The sequence below is a fragment of the Mycobacterium rhizamassiliense genome (assembly GCF_900157375.1).
Classification (GTDB): Bacteria; Actinomycetota; Actinomycetes; order Mycobacteriales; family Mycobacteriaceae; genus Mycobacterium; species Mycobacterium rhizamassiliense.
In genome coordinates this window covers 3,677,999-3,695,982 of sequence record NZ_LT721901.1, presented here as the reverse complement: position 1 = coordinate 3,695,982, position 17,984 = coordinate 3,677,999, and the positions used below count along the sequence as shown (strand labels likewise).

15 protein-coding genes and 1 pseudogene are annotated in these 17,984 nt (G+C 68.3%); 13 read left to right on the top strand and 3 right to left on the bottom strand.

Going from position 1 to position 17,984, the window contains the following annotated elements; translation table 11 throughout:
- Position 1 precedes the first annotated feature (1 nt).
- Positions 2–193 carry a ferredoxin gene (locus MRAB57_RS17990; protein ID WP_077088554.1) on the bottom strand — a complete coding sequence of 64 codons (192 nt, stop codon included), beginning with the start codon at positions 191–193 and terminating at the stop codon, positions 2–4.
- Positions 194–206: 13 nt separating this feature from the next.
- Positions 207–2,597, bottom strand: a complete 2,391-nt coding sequence (locus MRAB57_RS17985) for a CaiB/BaiF CoA-transferase family protein (RefSeq protein WP_077088553.1) — start codon at positions 2,595–2,597, stop codon at positions 207–209.
- Positions 2,598–2,714: 117 nt separating this feature from the next.
- Between MRAB57_RS17985 and MRAB57_RS17980 the strand changes: the two genes are divergently transcribed.
- Together MRAB57_RS17980 and MRAB57_RS17975 are read left to right on the top strand one after the other, a co-directional pair.
- A complete protein-coding gene (locus tag MRAB57_RS17980) occupies positions 2,715–3,533 on the top strand; it encodes a FadR/GntR family transcriptional regulator (protein ID WP_077090669.1) in 819 nt (272 codons plus the stop codon).
- Between the two features lie 27 nt (positions 3,534–3,560).
- A complete protein-coding gene (locus tag MRAB57_RS17975; protein WP_077088552.1) occupies positions 3,561–4,265 on the top strand; it encodes an SDR family oxidoreductase in 705 nt (234 codons plus the stop codon).
- Here the strand turns inward: MRAB57_RS17975 and MRAB57_RS17970 are convergent.
- Positions 4,231–5,100 (bottom strand): LLM class flavin-dependent oxidoreductase, encoded by an 870-nt coding sequence (locus tag MRAB57_RS17970; RefSeq protein WP_077088551.1) that lies wholly within the window; start codon positions 5,098–5,100, stop codon positions 4,231–4,233. The two genes, MRAB57_RS17975 and MRAB57_RS17970, sit on opposite strands and share 35 nt — an antisense overlap.
- An 88-nt stretch (positions 5,101–5,188) precedes the next feature.
- On the opposite strand from MRAB57_RS17970, the gene MRAB57_RS17965 reads away from it, so the two are divergent.
- The 11 genes and pseudogenes from MRAB57_RS17965 (at position 5,189) to MRAB57_RS17920 (ending at position 17,980) form a co-directional block, all read left to right on the top strand.
- The gene (locus MRAB57_RS17965) at positions 5,189–6,256 is read left to right on the top strand and encodes an acyl-CoA dehydrogenase family protein (RefSeq protein ID WP_077088550.1); all 1,068 of its coding nucleotides are present in this window, start codon (positions 5,189–5,191) and stop codon (positions 6,254–6,256) included.
- A pseudogene (locus tag MRAB57_RS29650) lies at positions 6,253–6,894 on the top strand (acyl-CoA dehydrogenase family protein); the annotation flags it as partial. The gene MRAB57_RS17965 and the pseudogene MRAB57_RS29650, both read left to right, overlap by 4 nt.
- Positions 6,895–6,909: 15 nt before the next feature.
- A complete protein-coding gene (locus tag MRAB57_RS29645; RefSeq protein WP_425436816.1) occupies positions 6,910–7,380 on the top strand; it encodes an acyl-CoA dehydrogenase family protein in 471 nt (156 codons plus the stop codon).
- A 5-nt stretch (positions 7,381–7,385) separates the two neighbouring features.
- Positions 7,386–8,534, top strand: a complete 1,149-nt coding sequence (locus MRAB57_RS17955; RefSeq protein ID WP_077090668.1) for an acyl-CoA dehydrogenase family protein — start codon at positions 7,386–7,388, stop codon at positions 8,532–8,534.
- The gene (locus MRAB57_RS17950) at positions 8,531–9,472 is read left to right on the top strand and encodes an acyl-CoA dehydrogenase family protein (RefSeq protein WP_077088548.1); all 942 of its coding nucleotides are present in this window, start codon (positions 8,531–8,533) and stop codon (positions 9,470–9,472) included. The genes MRAB57_RS17955 and MRAB57_RS17950 overlap by 4 nt, the downstream gene beginning before the upstream one ends.
- Positions 9,473–9,521: 49 nt before the next feature.
- Entirely contained in the window at positions 9,522–11,021 is a 1,500-nt protein-coding gene (locus tag MRAB57_RS17945; RefSeq protein ID WP_077088547.1) for a class I adenylate-forming enzyme family protein, read from the top strand.
- Between the two features lie 47 nt (positions 11,022–11,068).
- Positions 11,069–12,505: an HNH endonuclease signature motif containing protein gene (locus tag MRAB57_RS17940; RefSeq protein WP_077088546.1), complete on the top strand. Its 1,437-nt coding sequence runs from the start codon at positions 11,069–11,071 to the stop codon at positions 12,503–12,505.
- Between the two features lie 507 nt (positions 12,506–13,012).
- Positions 13,013–14,041 carry a hotdog fold thioesterase gene (locus tag MRAB57_RS17935; protein ID WP_077090667.1) on the top strand — a complete coding sequence of 343 codons (1,029 nt, stop codon included), beginning with the start codon at positions 13,013–13,015 and terminating at the stop codon, positions 14,039–14,041.
- Positions 14,042–14,117: 76 nt separating this feature from the next.
- Complete coding sequence (locus tag MRAB57_RS17930) at positions 14,118–15,323, top strand: amidohydrolase family protein (protein ID WP_077088545.1); 1,206 nt, start codon at positions 14,118–14,120, stop codon at positions 15,321–15,323.
- 86 nt (positions 15,324–15,409) lie between these two features.
- Positions 15,410–15,883: an anti-sigma factor antagonist gene (locus MRAB57_RS17925; protein WP_077088544.1), complete on the top strand. Its 474-nt coding sequence runs from the start codon at positions 15,410–15,412 to the stop codon at positions 15,881–15,883.
- A 138-nt stretch (positions 15,884–16,021) separates the two neighbouring features.
- Complete coding sequence (locus MRAB57_RS17920; RefSeq protein WP_077088543.1) at positions 16,022–17,980, top strand: SpoIIE family protein phosphatase; 1,959 nt, start codon at positions 16,022–16,024, stop codon at positions 17,978–17,980.
- Positions 17,981–17,984 lie beyond the last annotated feature (4 nt).

Genomic DNA, 17,984 nt, shown 5'->3' with positions numbered 1-17,984 from the left:
TTCACTCCTGGATTCGCAGCGCGGCCTTCGGGCATTGCTCGACGGCGGCACGGACATCGATCTCGCGGTCCGGCGCCACCGGGCCGTCCGCGATCTGCACCACGTCCTCGTCCCCCAGCTCGAACACGTCGGGGGCGAGGGATTCGCAGAAGCCCTGGGCCTCACACAAGGTCTCGTCGACGGTCACGCGCATAGTTGCCTCACTCTCATAGACCCTTGGGGCGGGTCCCGATCACTTCGGTGGTTGCAAGGTTGGCGAGTTCTTCATCCGTCAGCCCGCAGCGATCGCGCAGTACCTCCCCATTGTGCTCCCCCAGGGTCGGCGGAGGCCGCAGCAGCCACCGGTCCTGGCCGGCCAGCAACGCGAACGGTGGGCAGGGATACAGCGCGGACCCGATGCTGGAGTGGTTCAGCGTCTCGAAGAATCCCCGGTCGCGCAGCTGCGGATTCTCGGTGACCAGCGAGGGCGACAGCGCGGGCGCGGCGGGAATGCCCGCGGCGGCCAGCCGCTCCACCGAGGCGGCGAGCGGCTGCCCGGCAAACCATTCCTGCAGCCGCAGGTCGACGTCGTCGGCGTGTCCTCGGCGCCCGGCGACCGTGGCCAGGCTCGCGTCACACCACGCCGGCCGCCCCATCAGTTCGACCAGCGCCGCCCACTGCTCATCGTCGCGGACGGTGACCGCGATCCAATCGTCGTCGCCGGCGCAGCGATAGAGGTTCTGGATCGCGTCGCCGAAGCCGCGATTGCCGCGGCGGCTCAAGGTGACTCCGAAGACCTCGGACTCGATCGCCTGAATTGCCGTGGCATTCAACACCGTTTCGAGCATCGGCAGTTCGACCAGCTGGCCGGTTCCCGTGCGTTCCGCGAAGCTCAGCGCGGCCAGCACCGCGAACGCGGCATGCACGCCGGCCAGCGGATCGCAGGCGCCGCGCGGCGTCACCGGCGGACCGTCGGGCAGGCCGGTCACCCAGGCAAGGCCGGCGATCTGTTCCATGGTGGGGGCGAACCCGACGCGCTCGCGCCACGGGCCGTCCAGCCCGAACGCCGGCATCCGCGCGACGACGAGCTTGGGATTGACCTTCAGCAATTCGTCTGCGGTCAGCCCGAACTGGTCCATCACCCGCGGGGAGAAGTTCTCGATGACCACGTCGGCGTCGGCCACCAGCCGCAGGAACAGCGCGCGTCCCGGCTCGGAACCCAAATCCAGGGTGACCGAACGCTTGTTGGTGTTCATCGCGTGGAACACCCAGCCGTACTCCCACCAGTCGTCCACGTCCTTGCGCATCCCACCCGAATACCGGATGCCGTCGGGACGCTGGATGGACTCGACCTTGAGCACGTCGGCGCCGAACGCGCCCAGCAGGTGTGTCGCGGCCGGCCCCGCCCAGAAGGCGGTGAGGTCGACGATCCGAACGCCCTCCAGCGGCCGGCCCGGGGCGGCCCCCAGGGGACCGAGTTCGCGTCGCTGCCAAGGAGATTCGTCGTCGTGGGCGCCGGCGGTCGCGGTGTCGCGCACCGGCGCGGCCGCGCATGCCGCCATCAGCCACGGCGCGCGTGGCTGCCGGAACCCGGCGGGGTTGTCGACGAACACGTCGCGCTGCCGCACGTACTCCGAATCCCGGATCGTCGAGCCGTTGCCCAGCGCGGCGATCGGGAGCCGGAACAGCTGCCCGAGTTCGACGATCTCCGCAACGGTCCGTGCGGTGAGCCAGGGACCGATCTGTTCGCGGATCAGGTCGCGGTAACCCCAGCGACCGATCTGAAAGCGCAGCTGCTCAATCTCTTCGAGCTGCGGGCACTCGACCATCGACAGGAAGTCGAGCCACTGCTGGCCAGTGACCATGGTGATGCCGACGTAGCCGTCCTTGGCCGGCTCGATCGACGGTACCTCGGTGGTGCGACGGACCGGCGGCACGCGCAGCAGCTGCGAATGCAACCATTCGCTGCTCTGCATCAGCGTCATCGCCTCGAGCATGGACAGGTCGAGATGCTCGCCGGGGCCGCCGTGCTCGACGCGGCGGCGCACCGCTAGGGCACCGAACGCGGCGAACACGCCGCCCATGTACTCCCCCAGGTCGCCGCCGATCGAAATCGGGGGGCCGGCGGGATCGCCGCGAAAGCCGGGCGAACCCGCCCACGCCTGCAAGGTGAATTCGCTGGCAGCGCGGTCGGCGAACGGCCCGGTCCAGCCGAAGTCGGAGATGGAGACGACGATCGCCTGTGGCGAATCGGCCAGCAACTGCCCCGGATCGATGCCCAGCGCGGCGGCCCGGGATCGACCGGCCGTGACGACGACCACGTCGGCGCCGGCCAATTCGGCGCGCAGCCGCCCCGGGTCTCCCGCGATGGCCAGGCTCTGCTTGCCGGCGTTGAGGTAGCTGTAGAACGGCGAGCCGGGCCCATCCGGGATCGGGGAACCGGTGGCGGAATAACGCCGCAGCCAATCACCTTGCGGGGGCTCGATTTTGCGCACCTGCGCGCCCGCGTCGACGAGCAGCTTGCCGCAGTAGCTTCCGGCGATCCGGTCACTGATTTCGACGACGCGCAAATCGCGCAGTGGCGTCGGCCGATTGCCGGATCCCTCGCTCACTCGCACCCGCCCTCGAATCAGAGAGGCTATTTATACCATTACTGCTAAAATAGCTAAGCCAGACGAGTGCGCCGGCCGGTTGCTGCCGCGGGCTCGCTCCCGATGTTTTCCTGCGAGGATTGGATGACCGCCCTGGGGATGGGTCCCGATGCCCGGCGCCGGCTCTCGGCCCCGCGTATCGCTGAAATCGTAGCCGACGAGTTGCGCCGTCAGATCATCGACGGCGACCTCGCCGACGGCGACCTGCTGCCCCGGCAGGAGGTGCTCGTCGAGCAGTTCAACGTCAGCCTGGTCTCGTTGCGGGAAGCGCTGCGGATCCTGGAAACAGAGGGCCTGGTCTCGGTGCGGCGCGGTAACCGCGGCGGCGCGGTGGTGCACGCGCCGGCCAAGACGAGCGCGGCCTACATGCTGGGCCTGCTGTTGCAGAGCGAGTCCGTCGAGGTCGCTGACCTGGGCATGGCGCTGCAGGAACTCGAACCGGCCTGCGCCGCACTGGCGGCCCGGCGGCCCGACCGGGCGGAAACGTTGGTGCCGGAGCTCAAGAAGATCAACGACGCCATGGCCGAGAACCTCGAAGACGGGCGGCTCTTCACCGAAATCGGCCGCGAATTCCACAATCTCGTCGTTCAAGGCTGTGGCAACCACACCATCATCGCAGTGGTCGGCAGCCTGGAGACGCTGTGGACCAGCCACGAACGCCAATGGGCGGACGAGAGCGCGGCGCGCGGCACCTATCCCTCGCTGACCCAGCGGCGCGCGGCGCTCAGCACCCATATCAAGCTGGCTGAGATGATCGCCGAGGGCGACGTCGACCGGGCCCGCCGCATCGCCGGCCGCCATCTCGCCGATACGCAGACGTACGTGCTGTCCGGCCGGCCCAAGCAGCGGATCTATGCGCTGTCGCCGCAGGCGTTGTCGCGCCCCCGCGATATCCGGCGCTAGGGGCCTGTCACGTCCAAGCGAACCGCATTGGTCACCGGCGGCAGCGGCGGGATCGGAAAAGGATGCGCCGCCAAGCTGTGTGAACTGGGGTACGACGTGGTGCTCGCGGCGCGCCGCGAAGCGCCGCTACGCGCGGCCGCCGACGAGATCGGCGCGCGCTACGTTGTGGCCGATGCGTCGGATCCCGACGGATTCGGTTCCGCGATAAGCGGATTGGACACCATCGACCTGGTCGTACACGCGGCGGGCACACTCGGCGGAACGTATGCGCGCAAGCAGACATTCGAGCAGTGGCAGACGATCATCTCCGCGAACCTGGACTCGTGCTTCGTGGTGACCGCAGCAGCGCTGCCGCGGATGCGCGCCGGATCGCGATTCGTGTTCATCTCGTCGTCGGCGGCGCACGAACCGATGATGGCCCGCACGGCCTACTCCGCGTCCAAGGCCGGCATGAACGCGTTCGCCCGCGCGTTGGCCCTCGAGGTCGATCGCGACGGCATCGCCGTGCACATCGTCACGCCCGGACCGGTGGAAACCGAGATGCTGCAAGATGTTCCGTTCGAGATGTACGCGATCCAGATCGCCGACGTCGCGGCGGCCGTCGCGTGGCTGGACACCGTCGATCCCGCGGTCGACCTGCCGGAGATCCGGCTGTCCGCGGTGCAGCGCGGCCCGTATGCCCGGCCGCCCGTCGTCCCTACCGAGGCCCGGCGCCGGCAGGGAACGGCTTGATCACCGACTCCCCGAATTCGTGCAACGAGTCCGGGGCGGCGAAATCGGCGAACCACACGTAGAAACGCTCGACGCCCTGGGCGGCCAGGCCGGCGAAGTGGGCGATCAGCGCGTCGGCGTCGCCGCAGACCAGTCCGGGTCCGAGGTTGCCGAAGCGCCGGGTGCTCACCTCGCGCACGGTGTCCACATCGTCGCCCGAGCGCGCGAAGCCGATCATCTGCTGGACCGACACCCGGGCGCCGCCCGCCTTCGGGGCCAGCCTGGGCAACCGATCGATGCAGTTCGCCTGCAGGTTCCACCAATCCGCGTGACTGCGAACCAGTTCCATCATGCGGGGTCCGCCGCCTCCCAGGACCAGCGGTATCGGGTGGTTGCGCTTCGGTAGCTGAACCGTTGCGCCCTCGGCGGCGTCGTCGCCCCAGTACTGCCGCAGCAACGCGAGGTGACGGCCGAGCTGCTCGACCCGGGCCACCGGATCAAGCTGGCCGACATCGAATCTGGTGAATTCCGCGGGCCAGGATCCCGAGCCGAGACCGAGATCGAACCTGCCTTCCGACGCGTCCGACAGGGTGACGGCCTGCTTCGCGAGCACGGCGGGATGCCGGAATGCGTCGCACAGCACCAGATGGCCGATCCGCAGTCGCTCCGTTTTGGCCGCCACCCACGTGGCAGTGGCCATTGCCTCCCAAATGCTTTCGTTCGGCAGGCCGGGCGCTTCAAGGTGATCGATGAACGCGATTCCGTCGAACCCGCTGGCTTCGGCGTGACGCGCGCGCTCCGTGATGTCGGCCGCCGACAGCCGCACCTGCGGCAGGAACAGATACCACTCGACCATGCGCCCGCCTCTGGGTGAGGTGATGTTGATCTCAAGCGCGATTGCGCCCGGATGGCTAGTTTACTATCTTTGCTATGTTAGGGCTCTTATGGATGTCGGACTAACTTCGGAGCAGCTGTCGCTGCGGGACACCGTACGCGACATTCTGCGCACCGAAAGTCCCACCGACGCAGCCCGCCAAGCGATGACCGATCCGGAGCGCTGGCGCGCGCTGTGGAAGACGGTAGTCGACCTGGGCTGGACCGAACTTGCCGCACTCGACGCCGACGGCGACTTCGGGCCCGTCGAGCTGACGCTGGTTCTCGAGGAGTGCGGCGCCGCGCTGGCACCGATTCCCTTGCTCAGCAGTATCGGACTGGCCGCGGGGGTGTTGCGTGCGGCCGGGCCGTCCGTCGAACCCCTGCTCGCCGACATCGCCGGCGGCGCCGTCGCCACACTGGCCGCGCATGCCAAGGGCTCCCGCCTGCCCGGCGCGACGGCGACGCTGCGGCAGGGCCGCTTGTCCGGACAAGCCGTTGCGGTGCCCAACCTGACTCGCGCCGAGCTGCTCGTCACCCTCGCGACGGCGGATGACGGATTGGTGGTCGCGGTGGTCCGCTGCGGCGACGGCGTGAGCGTCACGCCGCACGAGTCCACCGATCCCGCCCAACCGACCGCCGACGCCGAAATCGACGCCGAGCCGTTGGCCGTCGCGCCGATCGACCTCGAGGCGGCCTTCACCACGCCGCTGGTGGCCGCGGCCGCGGAGCTGATCGGCACGGCCAGCGCCGCCCTGCATCTCTCCGTCGAGCACGCGAAGGCGCGGCGGCAATTCGGCGCCCCGATCGGCGCCTTCCAGGGGATCAAGCACGCGCTGGCCGACAACTACGTCAGCATCGAGCGCGCCCGCAGCCTCACCTACGCGGCCGCCGCCCGGCTCGGCGAACCGCACACGCCCGACGTGTGGACCGCCGCCGCGCTGGCCAAGGCCGCGGCCTCCGACGCCGCCACCAATTGCGCGCGCACCGCGGTCCAGGTGCACGGTGCGCTAGGGCAGACCTGGGAGCACGACGCCCACCTCTATGTCCGGCACGCCTGGCAGGGCGCCACGATGCTGGGCGACAGTCGCGCGCTGTACAACGAGGTCGGCCGCCGCTTCGCGGGAGGTGCCGCATGACGACCACGACCGCGCCATCGGAGATCGTCGCCGAGTACACCGGCTGGCTGGCCGATTTTCTGCCGGACGACTACTACGAGAACTACCACCGGTACCGCTGGGACATCCCGCTGCGCCGCGACCATCAGCGCGCCGCCTTCGAGGCCGGATGGCTGCAGCCGACCTGGCCCCGCGAGCACGGCGGCCGCTCGCTGGGCCTGCGCGACGCGATGGAGATCCGGATCGAGGGCGCGCTGCGGTCGGCGCCCAAGCTGCCCAACGTGCAGGGCCCCGGCGTCGCCGCGCCGGGCATCCGGCAGTTCGGCACGCCCGCCCAAATCGAGCGGCTGCTGGTGCCGGTGCTGCGCGGCGACGAATGGTGGGCGCTGGGCATGTCCGAGCCCGAAGCCGGGTCGGACTTCGCCGGCCTGCGCACCCGGGCCGAGCGCGACGGCGACGTCTTCCGGGTCAACGGCCACAAGATCTGGACCACCCAGGCCCACGAATCACGCTGGTGCACTTTGTATGCGCGCACCGATCCCGACGCGCCCAAGCATCGCGGCATCTCCTGCCTGGTCCTGGACCTGACCGCCCCCGGCGTGCGCGTCGAACCGATCCGGATGTCCTCGATCTCCGACGAGACGTTCTGCGAGGTCTTCCTCGACGACGTCGAGGTGCCCGCGGAAAACCTGCTGGGGCCCGAGAACGGCGGCTGGAACGTCGCGCTGGCGTCGCTGCACCACGAGCGCCAGATGATCTGGATCATGAACTGGGTCGAGATCAGGCGCGGCCTCGACTCGGTGCGCGGCGGCAGCGAACTCGGCGGCGACAGCCCGGATCTGCACGCCGAGCTCGGATCGCTGCTCGCCGACGCCGAGGCGCTGCGGGCCACCGGCTACCGTGCCCTCGACAACGAACTGGCCGGCCGGCCCAGCCCCGAAGCCGACATCCTCAAGCTGCTGGGATCGGTTACCTTGCAACGGGTTTGGGAGCTCGCCGCGGCGGCCCAGGGACCCTCTTCCACCAATGACCCGGATCTGCTGTTCGAACGCCAGGACGCGCTGGCCGCGACCATCTACGGCGGAACGTCGGAGGTCCAACGCAACATCATCGCCGAGCGGCTGCTCGGGCTGCCGAAAGGGTGAGCACGATGGACTACGACCTCGGTGACGACGCCGTCGAACTGCGACACCGGCTGCGCGAGCTGATATCCCAGCACGTGCCCGCCGACTTCCTGGGTGCCTGCACCGAGGATCCCGAAGACCTGGCCACCACCGAGACGTTCTGCAAGCTGCTGGCCGCCGAGGGGCTGCTGGCCCTCGCCTGGCCGAAAGAGCATGGCGGCGGCGGCGGTTCGGTGTGGCAGCAGACGGTGCTGCGCGAGGAGATGTGGGCCCAGCACGAGCCGCGCGGCCCGCAGTACATGGGCATCAACTGGGTCGGCCCGGCGCTGATGCGCTACGGGACAGCAGAGCAGAAGGCCAAGCACCTGGCGGCCATCGCGTCTGGTGACGTGATCTGGTGCCAGGGCTTCTCGGAGCCGGAGGCCGGAACCGACCTCGTCTCGTTGCGCACGCGAGCCGTGCCGGACGGCGACGGCTGGCGCATCACCGGCCAGAAGGTGTGGACGTCTTACGCCCAAATGGCGTCGTGGTGCGTGCTGGCGACGTGCACCGACCCCGATGCGCCAAAGCACAAGCGGCTCACCCTTTTCCTGATCCCGATGGACCGGGCCGGCTTCACCGTGCGGGGGATCCCGTCAATGCTGGGGCCGCATCACCTCAACGAGATGTTCCTCGACGACGTGCAGGCGTTCCCCGGTGACGTGCTCGGCGAGCCCGGTGACGGCTGGCGGGTGATGCGGGAAGCCCTCGCGTTCGAGCGCGTCGGCATCGCGCGCTACGCGCGCTGCGAGTCGCTCCTGCACCGCATGCAGCAGCAGCTGGGCGACGACTGGGACCGGCTGCCCGAAACCATTCGGGCCCGCTGGGTCCGGGCGCTGGTCGACCTGCGGGTGGCCAGGCTGCTCGCGTATCGGGCCGTGTCGCTGCAGGACGATCCGTCAGCCGGGGCGGCGGCCAGCGCCGCCCGCATCGCCACCACCACCTGCGATCAGCAAGTGGCCGAGCTGCTGTTCGACGTGCTGGGTCCGACCGCACTGGACAGCGGTGTGTCGTCAGCCCTGCACGGGGCGATCGAAGACCATTGGCGCTACGCACAAGCGGCCACCGTGGCGTCCGGCACCATCGAGGTGCAGCGCATGGTCGTGTCACGAGAGGCCCTGGGAGAACGCCGGTGAAAACCACACTGCCACAAGACATCAGCGACTTCGCGGCGGTCGCCGCCAAGCGATTCGACCGGCTGGGCGGACCGCAGGCGGCGGTGCGTGCCGAAACCGACGACAGCGTTCGCGACGCGGCACGGGCGGCGCTCGGCGAGCTCGGCGCGTTCGAGCTCGACGTCCGGTCCGGGCCCGACGACCTGCTGGCCACGGCCGTGCTCTGTCAAACCGCCGGCGCGCACGCGCTGCCCTATCCGCTCGTCGAGGAGTTGCTGGCGATCGAAGGGGCCCGGCTGGCCCTGATCAACCCCGAAGCGCCACGCATCGACCACGGCGACCTGCCCGGCGACTGGACCGCCGCCGACCTCGACGGCAACCGGTACCGCCCTCAGCTCGGTTCGCGGACCGGCGCCAAACTGGGGCCGTTCCTGGTGCCGGCCTCGCTGGGCGGGCCCGACGGGACAGTCCCGGCCGCCGACGTTAACCTTCATCTCGTGCTGGGATCATGGCGGATTCTGGGAGCGATGCAGCAGTCGCTGCGCGTCGTGACCGACCACGTGCAGGCCCGGATCCAGTTCGGCAAGCCGCTGGCGGACTTCCAGGCCGTCAGGTTCGCCGTCGCTGATGCCGCCGTCGCGGTGCGCGGGCTGCACGAACTCGCCAAGTACACCATCTGCCGGCCCGAATCGGCTCCGCCGCAGGTGCATTCGGCCGACGCGCTGGTGCTGCGGTTCAAGGCCACCGACACCGCGCGACAGGTGCTGCGCACGTCGCACCAATTGCTCGGTGCGCTGGGCTTCTGCGACGAGTCCGACGTCAGCGTGCTCGACCGGCACACCCAGCCACTGATCCGCCATCCCCTGGGCGCCGAGGCGCTGGGGCTGCGGCTGATCTCCGACGTCCGCGACGGTTCCCTCGAGACGCTGTTCAGCGAGCCGGTCGCGGAGCCTGCGTGACCCGCGCCGGCGACGATGCAGAGCGGAGCGATGGGGAGGAGCGGCGCCCGTGACCACTGAATCCGCCACGGCCGGGGTGACGCCCAACCCGTTCGAAGACGGAGTTCCGTTCGCGACCAAGCTGGCCGAGATCGCCGAGGAGCAGCCGGACAAGGCGGCCGTGACGATCGTCGCGCTTGACGGCACCGCCGCTACGCTGACCTTCAGCGAGCTCGACACAAGCGCCAATCAGTGGGGCCGGGCGCTGGCCGCCAGCGGCGCCGAGGTGGGTTCGCTTGTCGCGCTTGCCATTCCGAATTCACAGCACCTGGTGCTGGCCACGCTGGGCTGCTGGAAGATCGGCGCGGTGCCGATTCCGATGCACTGGGATCTGCCCGAATGGGAGCGCGACCGGGTGCGCGGGGTGATCAACCCCACCGTCGTCGTCGACGAGACGACCCGCTGGGAGCTGGACGCGCGCGCGGCAGGCGAGTCGTCCGACCCGCTACCGGAAGCCGTGTCCCCCGCCGCGAACGGCATCTGCAGCAGCGGTTCCACCGGCGTGCCCAAGGTGATCCTCACGTTGGCGCCGTCGCTGTGGATCCCCCAGCAGGGTGACCCGTTCTTGTCCAACTGGACGCCGGTGGCCAAGCCGCAGACCATCCTGGTGCCCGCGCCGATGTATCACACCAACGGCTTCGCGACCTTCCTGATGCTGCTCAGCGGCGATCATCTGGTGATACTCGAAAAGTTCGATGCGGCAGTGTTTGTCGATAGTGTCGAGCGCTACCGGATCACGAACTTCACGGCCACGCCGACGATGCTGTCGCGCATCGCTGCCCTGCCCGACATCCGGCAGCGCGATTTCTCGAGCGTCGTGTTCATCCTGCAAGGCGCCGCGGTGATGCCGCCGTCGCTGCTGCACACCTGGTTCGAGCTGCTCAGCCCCGAACAGATCGTGACGGCCTACGGCATGACGGAGAATCTCGGCCTCACCGCGCTGCGCGGCGACGAGTGGCTGTCGCATCCCGGCAGCGTCGGCCGCGGCTTCCGGGACACCGAGATCCGGATCCTGGACGCCGACAAGAACCCCCTGGGCCCCGGCCAAGACGGCGACATCTACCTGCGCGCGGCGATGAGCGCGGGCTACCGCTATCTCGGTGGGGCGGCGCCGCTGCCGTCGACCGAGGACGGATTTCGTTCCGCCGGCGACATCGGCCACGTCGACGAGGACGGCTTCCTCTACATCGTGGATCGCCGCGTCGACATGATCGTCAGCGGCGGCGCCAATGTCTTTCCCGCCGAGGTGGAGTCGGCCCTAGCCGGGCACCCCGGCATCGCCGACGTCGTGGTCATCGGCCTGGCCGACAAGCAGTGGGGACGCCGGGTGCACGCGGTGGTGCAAGCCGCCGACGGCGCCGGGCTCACCGAGCAGCAGGTGATCGAGTACGCCAAGAACCGGCTCGCGCCGTACAAGGCGCCCAAGACCGTCGAGTTCGTCGACGCAATCCCCCGTACGGCGGCGACCAAGGTCAACCGTTCGGCGATGATCGCCGCCCGGGGGGGCTGAATCCGGCAACGCGAGAGTTGTCGGACCCGCTCCCTATAATCGAATGTATGTTCGATTCACTGTCCACCGACGCGTCCTCCGTGGTCGACCGGATCTGCGCGGCGTCGCGTGCGGAGAACCGGGCGGCCGGCGCCCGGCTGACGGCGATCGGCGAACTCGACTTGCTGCGGCTGCGCGAATGTGGGGAACGGGAGTCCTGGGTCAGCGATACCTGGGACGCCATCTCCGCAGAGGTCGCGGCGGCATTGAATATCAGCCAGGCGTTGGCGTCGAGTTATCTGAACTATTCGCGCGCCATGCGGAATCGGCTCCCGCGCGTAGGCGCCGCATTGGTCGCCGGCGACATCAGCTATTCGACCTTCCAGACGATCGTCTACCGCACGGACCTGATCACCGATGCCGACGTGATGGCCGCTGTCGATGCGGAACTCGCGGCGAAGGTGTGGCGGTGGCCGTCGATGACTCGCGGCCGGCTAAGTGCGTCGGTGGACCGAGTTGTTGCGCGAGCCGACCGCGATGCGGTTCGGCGCGCTCGTGAACAGCTGGCCGATCGCGAGTTCTCGCTCTGGGACGCCGGCAATGGCTTGACGGAGCTGTTCGGCCGGCTGGCCACTCCCGACGCCCACGTGGTGGACGCGCGGCTGAATGCGTTGGCGCACAGCGTATGCGAGGAAGACCCGCGCACCGCTAAGCAACGCCGCGCGGATGCATTGGCGGCATTGGCAACCGGGGCACACAGGCTGCCATGCCGCTGCGGACAGCCAACGTGTCCCGCCGCGACAACTCCGGTACCGAGCCCGGTGGTCATCCACATAGTCGCGAACCAGTCGACCGTTGCGGGCACTTCACCGGAGCCCGCCGCGATCATCGGCACCGATGCCCTCATCCCGGCCGAACTGGTTGCGCAACTGGCAGGCTCGGCGCGGATGCGGCCTCTGGTGCATCCCGGCGATGCGCCGCCGGAACGCGGGTACGTCCCGTCACGGGCGCTGGCCGATTTTGTGCGCTGTCGCGACCTGACCTGTCGGTTCCCCGGCTGTGATCGCCCCGCTGTCGAAGCTGATCTCGACCACACCATCCCCTACTCTCAAGGCGGCCACACACACGCCGCGAACCTGAAATGCCTTTGCCGTCTTCATCATTTGATCAAGACATTCTGGGGATGGCGCGACCAGCAGCTACCCGACGGCACGGTGATCTGGACGTCACCGTCCGGGCGTACGCACGTGACCACTCCTGGCAGCGCGTTGCTGTTTCCGGACCTCTGCGCACCCACCGGCGAGGCTGATCCGCGGCCTCAGCCGGACCACTGCGCCGATGGGCTCGTCATGATGCCGCGGCGGCAGCGCACCCGGGCCCAGAATCGCGGTGACTACATCACGGTCGAGCGACAGCGAAACCGGCAGGCACGCCAGACGGCTTCGGCTGCAACACAACTCACGCCACAAGGCAGTTCGCCCGACGGCGAGCCACCGCCCTTCTAGATGTGGTGGCCGAAGACGTCAGTTCGGCGAGTAGATGCTCCGGCACGCGGGAGCCGGACCCTGACCCAACGGGTACAGAATTGTGTGCGGCTCTCCTAGCGGCGCGTGACAGTAATGGTCGACAACGCTCACCGGGACGCACGCCACCATTGGCGAATGCGGATTGGCCGGAAAGACGATGGCCGTCGTGAACGCGGGATCCTGACACTGAGCGTCCGGTCCCGCAGCCGCTCGCGGCGCACCGCCAAGACCCGCGATTGTCAAACCGATGCCGAGAACACCCGACGCGGTAATCACAGCGAGTGACGTCTGCACCGATGCCCCTTTCGACGGCCCGACTTGGGTCACTTCACGATTACACGTCACGGCCCGCATGGATATCGGACAAACGGGCGACAATGGAACACTGTTTTGCCAAGCCGCGAACCTCGGTACGGTCGGACCGGTGTCGCGGTAACCTCATTCTCAAAGCGCAGACGGTGCGCGGCGGAAGGGGACATGGCGCTGATGACCGACCTCAGCGAGGACGCTGAAGTGACGCGCGGCGACCGCTTCATCAAGACCGCGGTTGCCATCTTGGGCGAGACCGGCCGCACCGACTTCACCGTGCAGGAGGTCGTGGCCCGCTCCAAGACGTCATTGCGGGCCTTCTACCAACACTTCAGCAGCAAGGACGAATTGTTGTTGGACCTCCTGGACCGGACGATGCTCCAATCGGTCCAGGCCTGGCGCGCCGAGACAACGGGACTGGACAGCACGTCGGCGCTGAAACTCGTGATCGACCGCGTGTGCCGGCAGCCCGAGTCGACCACCCAGGACAGCCTGAACCGGGCGCTGAGCCTGTACAACCAACACCTGGCCGAGACCCGTCCCCGTGAATACGCCCGGGTCCTGTCCCCCTTGCACCAACTCATCCGCGACGTCATCGGACAGGGCATCACCGAGGGCATCTTCAACCCGGGCCTCGACGTCGGGGCGACCGCCGCGATCATCCTGCAAACCGTCGTCAATGCGCAGCGATTGCATTGGCTGGGAAGCGAATTGAACGGGACGCCGATCGACGCCGGCCAGCTGTACGACTTCGCCAGCAGCGCGCTCGGCATCCGCGACGAGCCGGACCAAACGGCCAAACCCACCTTGGCCGAACTGTTCGCTCAGATCGGCATGCGACCGGGCACCCGCGACGGCGAGTTCGCGATGACGATGCCGGTCAGCCCGCATGTGGTCAACACCTCCGGCGCGCTGCAGGGCGGCCTGATCGCCACGCTGATCGACGTCGCGGGCGGGCAATACGGCCTGGATTTCCTGACGCCGGGCACCACGATGACCACCGCCGACCTCTTCGTCCGCTACCTGCGGCCGATCCGGCAGGGCTCGGCCTACGCCGTGCCCCGAATGCTGCGCTCCGGGCGCCGGGCGATGGTCATGCAAATCGACATCTACGGCGACGGCGACGACGAACTCGCCGCGACGGCCACCGTGAATTTCGCCGTCATCAACGGCGAGACACCCAAGGGAGTCCGGGCCGCCACGTAGCCCTGTTGATGTCGCTGCACGCGAGGTAACGTCATTACCGTCTTCCGAGAACCTAGCCCTCTCAAAGGAGATCGCCATGCCGTCCCGCGAGCTTCCCTTCCCCGTCTTCGACGCCGACAACCACATGTACGAGCCGCAGGAAGCGCTGACCCAGTTCCTGCCCGACAACCGCAAGAACGTCATCGACTACGTGCAGGTCCGCGGCCGCACCAAGATCGTGGTGCGCGGCCACATCAGCGAGTACATCCCGAACCCGACCTTCGAGAAGGTCGCCAAGCCCGGCGCCCAGGAGGACTACTTCCGCAACGGCGCGCAGGGCAAGAGCTACCGCGAGATCCTCGGCGAGCCGATGAAGGCCATCCCCGCGTTCCGCGAACCGGGCGCGCGGCTGGAGGTGATGGACGAGCTCGGCATCGACTACGCCCTGATGTTCCCGACGCTGGCCAGCCTGGTCGAGGAGCGCCTGAAGGACGACCCGGAGATGACCCACGACGTCATCCACGCGCTCAACCAGTGGATGCACGAGCAGTGGACGTTCAACTACTCCGACCGCATCTTCGCCACGCCGGTGATCACGCTGCCGATCGTCGACCGCGCGCTGGAAGAGCTGCAGTGGTGCCTGGAGCGCGGCGCCCGCACCGTGCTGGTACGCCCGGCGCCGGTGCCCGGCTTCAAGGGCAGCCGATCCTTCGGGCTCGAGGAGTTCGACCCGTTCTGGCAGGCCTGCATCAAAGCCGATATTCCGGTGTCGATGCACGCCTCCGACAGCGGTTACGCCGAGTTCGCGAACGTGTGGGAGCCCGGTGACGAGTACCTGCCGTTCAAGCCGACCGCATTCCGCAGCTTCGTGATGGGACACCGTGCGATCCTGGACGCGATGGGTGCGCTGGTGTGCCACGGCGCACTGTCACGCAACCCCGAGCTGCGGATCCTGTCGATCGAGAACGGTGCCGACTGGGTGCCCGACCTGTTCAGGGGCCTCAAGGGCGTCTACAAGAAGATGCCGCAGGCATTCCTCGAGGACCCGGTCGAGGCGTTCAAGCGCTGCGTCTACATCACCCCGTTCTGGGAGGACCGGTTCACCGAGATCGTCAACATGGTCGGCACTGACCGGGTGATGTTCGGCTCCGACTGGCCGCACCCCGAGGGCCTGAAAGACCCGATCACCTTCGTCGACGAGTTGACCGACTTCTCCGCAGAGGACGTCGCCAAGATCATGGGCGGCAACCTGATGGAGCTCATGAAGGTGTCCAAGCCGGCCAAGAAGCCGGTTTCGGCCTGATCCCGCGGCGAAGCCGGTAGACGCGAGGCGCGACCTTGCTATAGAAAAGAAGCTCTGCTCAGCACGCCTACGACTAGGAGTGCACGATGAACCGGGCTCCCGCGGAGTCGTATCTGTCCCCTGTGACGCTCAGCGCCCACCTGCTCTCTGAGCTGGGCGACCCGCACAGCACGCTGCGAGCGGCGATTCAGCGCACCGGACCAACCGTGATCGTCCGCGCGGGCGGCGAGGTCGACGGCTCCAACGAGGACACCTGGCGCCAGCTGGTCGGCGAGGCCGCCGCGGTCGCCACTGCGCCGGGCCGGTTCATCGTCGACGTCAGCGGCCTGGACTTCGTGGCGTGCTGCGCCTTGGCCGTCCTGGCCGACGAGGCCGAGCGCTGCCGCCCCCGCGGCGTCGATTTATGCCTCGTGAGCTGCGATTCTGCCGTCGCACGGCTGGTCGAAGCCGGCAATCTGAGCGCCGTCTTGCCGCTCTACCCGACCACGGATTCCGCGCTGTCGACGGCGGACGCCGCCGATCCCGCCCAATCCGCGCACGGACCGTTGACGGGTCGTTAGCGAATTGATGCCATGTGCAGCTAATAGACGTTGCTACGCTAGTTACTCTGCGCGTGACTAATAAGCCCGCGCCTGGTTCATATTCTGGACTCGGTCCATAGAAAGGTCCGCAGGAGGGACCGTAGGAGGGACGGCCAAATGGTGGCCGAAAAGGACTGGGACAAAACCGTTGGTACGGCCGACGACGTTCGCCGCATCTTCGAGAAAGTCCCCGCGATGCTCATTGGGCTGGAAGGGCCCGAGCATCGCTTCATCGCGGCCAATGCCGCCTATCGCGCCCTGGGCTTCAGCCCGGTCGGGATGGTGGCACGCGACGTCTATCCCGAATTGGAAGCCCAGCAGATCTTTCAGATGCTCGACCGGGTGTACGAGACCGGTGAGCCGCAATCCGGCGCGGAGTGGCGCCTGCAGGCCGATTTCGCCGGTGCTGGAGTCGAGGAACATTACTTCGACTTCCTCGTCACCCCGCGCCGCCGAGCGGACGGATCGATCGAGGGTGTGCAGATCATCTTCGACGACGTCACCAAGCGCGTGCAGGACCGGCTGGCCGCCGAGACTCGCATGGAGGAGCTCTCCGAGCGGTACCGCAACGTCCGCGACTCGGCGATCGTCATGCAGCAGGCACTGCTGGCGGCCACGATTCCCGTCGTGCCCGGCGCCGACGTCACCGCGGAGTACCTCGTCGCCGCGGAGGACACCGCAGCGGGCGGCGACTGGTTCGACGCGATAGCGCTCGGCGATCGCCTGGTTCTCGTCGTCGGCGACGTAGTCGGTCATGGCGTCGAGGCCGCGGCGGTGATGTCGCAATTGCGCACCGCGCTGCGGATGCAGATCGTCGCGGGCCACAGCATCGGCGAGGCGCTCGAGGCCGTCGACCGCTTCCACGAACACGTGCCCGGATCGAAGTCGGCCACATTGTGCGTCGGATCCCTCGACTACGCGACTGGCGAATTCCTGTACTGCACCGCCGGACACCCGCCACCGCTGCTGGTGACCGCAGGCGCCGATGCCCGCTACGTGGAGCCATCGGGCGCGGGCCCGCTGGGCAGCCACACGGGGTTCCCGGTGCGTACCGAGATCCTGGAGATCGGCGACTCGGTCCTGATGTATTCCGATGGCCTCATCGAGCGTCCCGGCCGGCCGCTGGTCGCCAGCACCGCCGAGTTCGCCGAAATGGCGGGAAACATCGCCCGGGGCGCGGGCGGCTTCGTCATCGGTGAAGCGCCGCGACGCATCGACCGGATCTCTTCGGAGACCCTCGAACTGCTGTTGCGCGAGACCGGTTACGCCGACGACGTGACATTGCTTGCGGCGCAACGGCGTACGCCGCCGCCGCCGCTGCACATCACCCTGGATGCGACGATCCACGCCGCGCGCGCTGTTCGTTCCCGGCTACGCGAATGGCTGACCGACATCGGCGCCCACTCCGACGACATCTCCGACGTCGTGCACGCGGTCTCGGAGTTCGTCGAGAACTCGGTCGAGCATGGCTACGGCACCGAGGTGCCCGACGGCGTCGTGGTCGACGCGTCGTTGACCGGCGACGGCAATCTGCACGTCGCGGTGATCGACCGCGGCCGGTGGAAGGACCACCGCATCGGGGGGCACGGCCGCGGCCGCGGCCTGGCGATGGCCGAGGCGTTGGTGTCGCAGGCGCACGTCACGCGCGGCGACCACGGCACCACCGCCAGCGTCACGCACCGCCTCACCCGGCCGGCGAACTTCGTCACCGACGCAATCGTCAGCCGGGCGCCGTATCCGCGCGCCATCAGCCCCGAATTCACCTCGGTGGTCAGCGATGCGGGCCACATCGTGGTCAGTGGCGACGTCGACTCCACCACGGCATCGACCCTGGACCGTCAGATCGCGGTCGAAAGTCGTTCGGGCATAGCGCCTTTGACAATCGACCTAACTCAGGTCACCCACCTGGGGTCGGCGGGCGTCAGCGCCCTGGCCGCCGCCCGCGACCGCGCGCTCCGGCAGGGCGGCGAGTGCGTGTTGATCGCCCCGCCCGGCAGCCCGGCACACCACATCCTGTCGATGGTGCAAATCCCGGTCGTTAGCGGCGACAACGAGAACGTCTTGGTCGACGAATAGGCTC

Coding starts and splice junctions, on each gene's coding strand:
- MRAB57_RS17940 (WP_077088546.1), top strand. CDS start 11,069: ATGTTCGATTCACTGTCCACCGACGCGTCCTCCGTGGTCGACCGGATC.
- MRAB57_RS17970 (WP_077088551.1), bottom strand. CDS start 5,100: ATGGTCGAGTGGTATCTGTTCCTGCCGCAGGTGCGGCTGTCGGCGGCC.
- MRAB57_RS17930 (WP_077088545.1), top strand. CDS start 14,118: ATGCCGTCCCGCGAGCTTCCCTTCCCCGTCTTCGACGCCGACAACCAC.
- MRAB57_RS17935 (WP_077090667.1), top strand. CDS start 13,013: ATGACCGACCTCAGCGAGGACGCTGAAGTGACGCGCGGCGACCGCTTC.
- MRAB57_RS17925 (WP_077088544.1), top strand. CDS start 15,410: ATGAACCGGGCTCCCGCGGAGTCGTATCTGTCCCCTGTGACGCTCAGC.
- MRAB57_RS17965 (WP_077088550.1), top strand. CDS start 5,189: ATGGATGTCGGACTAACTTCGGAGCAGCTGTCGCTGCGGGACACCGTA.
- MRAB57_RS17920 (WP_077088543.1), top strand. CDS start 16,022: ATGGTGGCCGAAAAGGACTGGGACAAAACCGTTGGTACGGCCGACGAC.
- MRAB57_RS17955 (WP_077090668.1), top strand. CDS start 7,386: ATGGACTACGACCTCGGTGACGACGCCGTCGAACTGCGACACCGGCTG.
- MRAB57_RS17990 (WP_077088554.1), bottom strand. CDS start 193: ATGCGCGTGACCGTCGACGAGACCTTGTGTGAGGCCCAGGGCTTCTGC.
- MRAB57_RS17980 (WP_077090669.1), top strand. CDS start 2,715: ATGACCGCCCTGGGGATGGGTCCCGATGCCCGGCGCCGGCTCTCGGCC.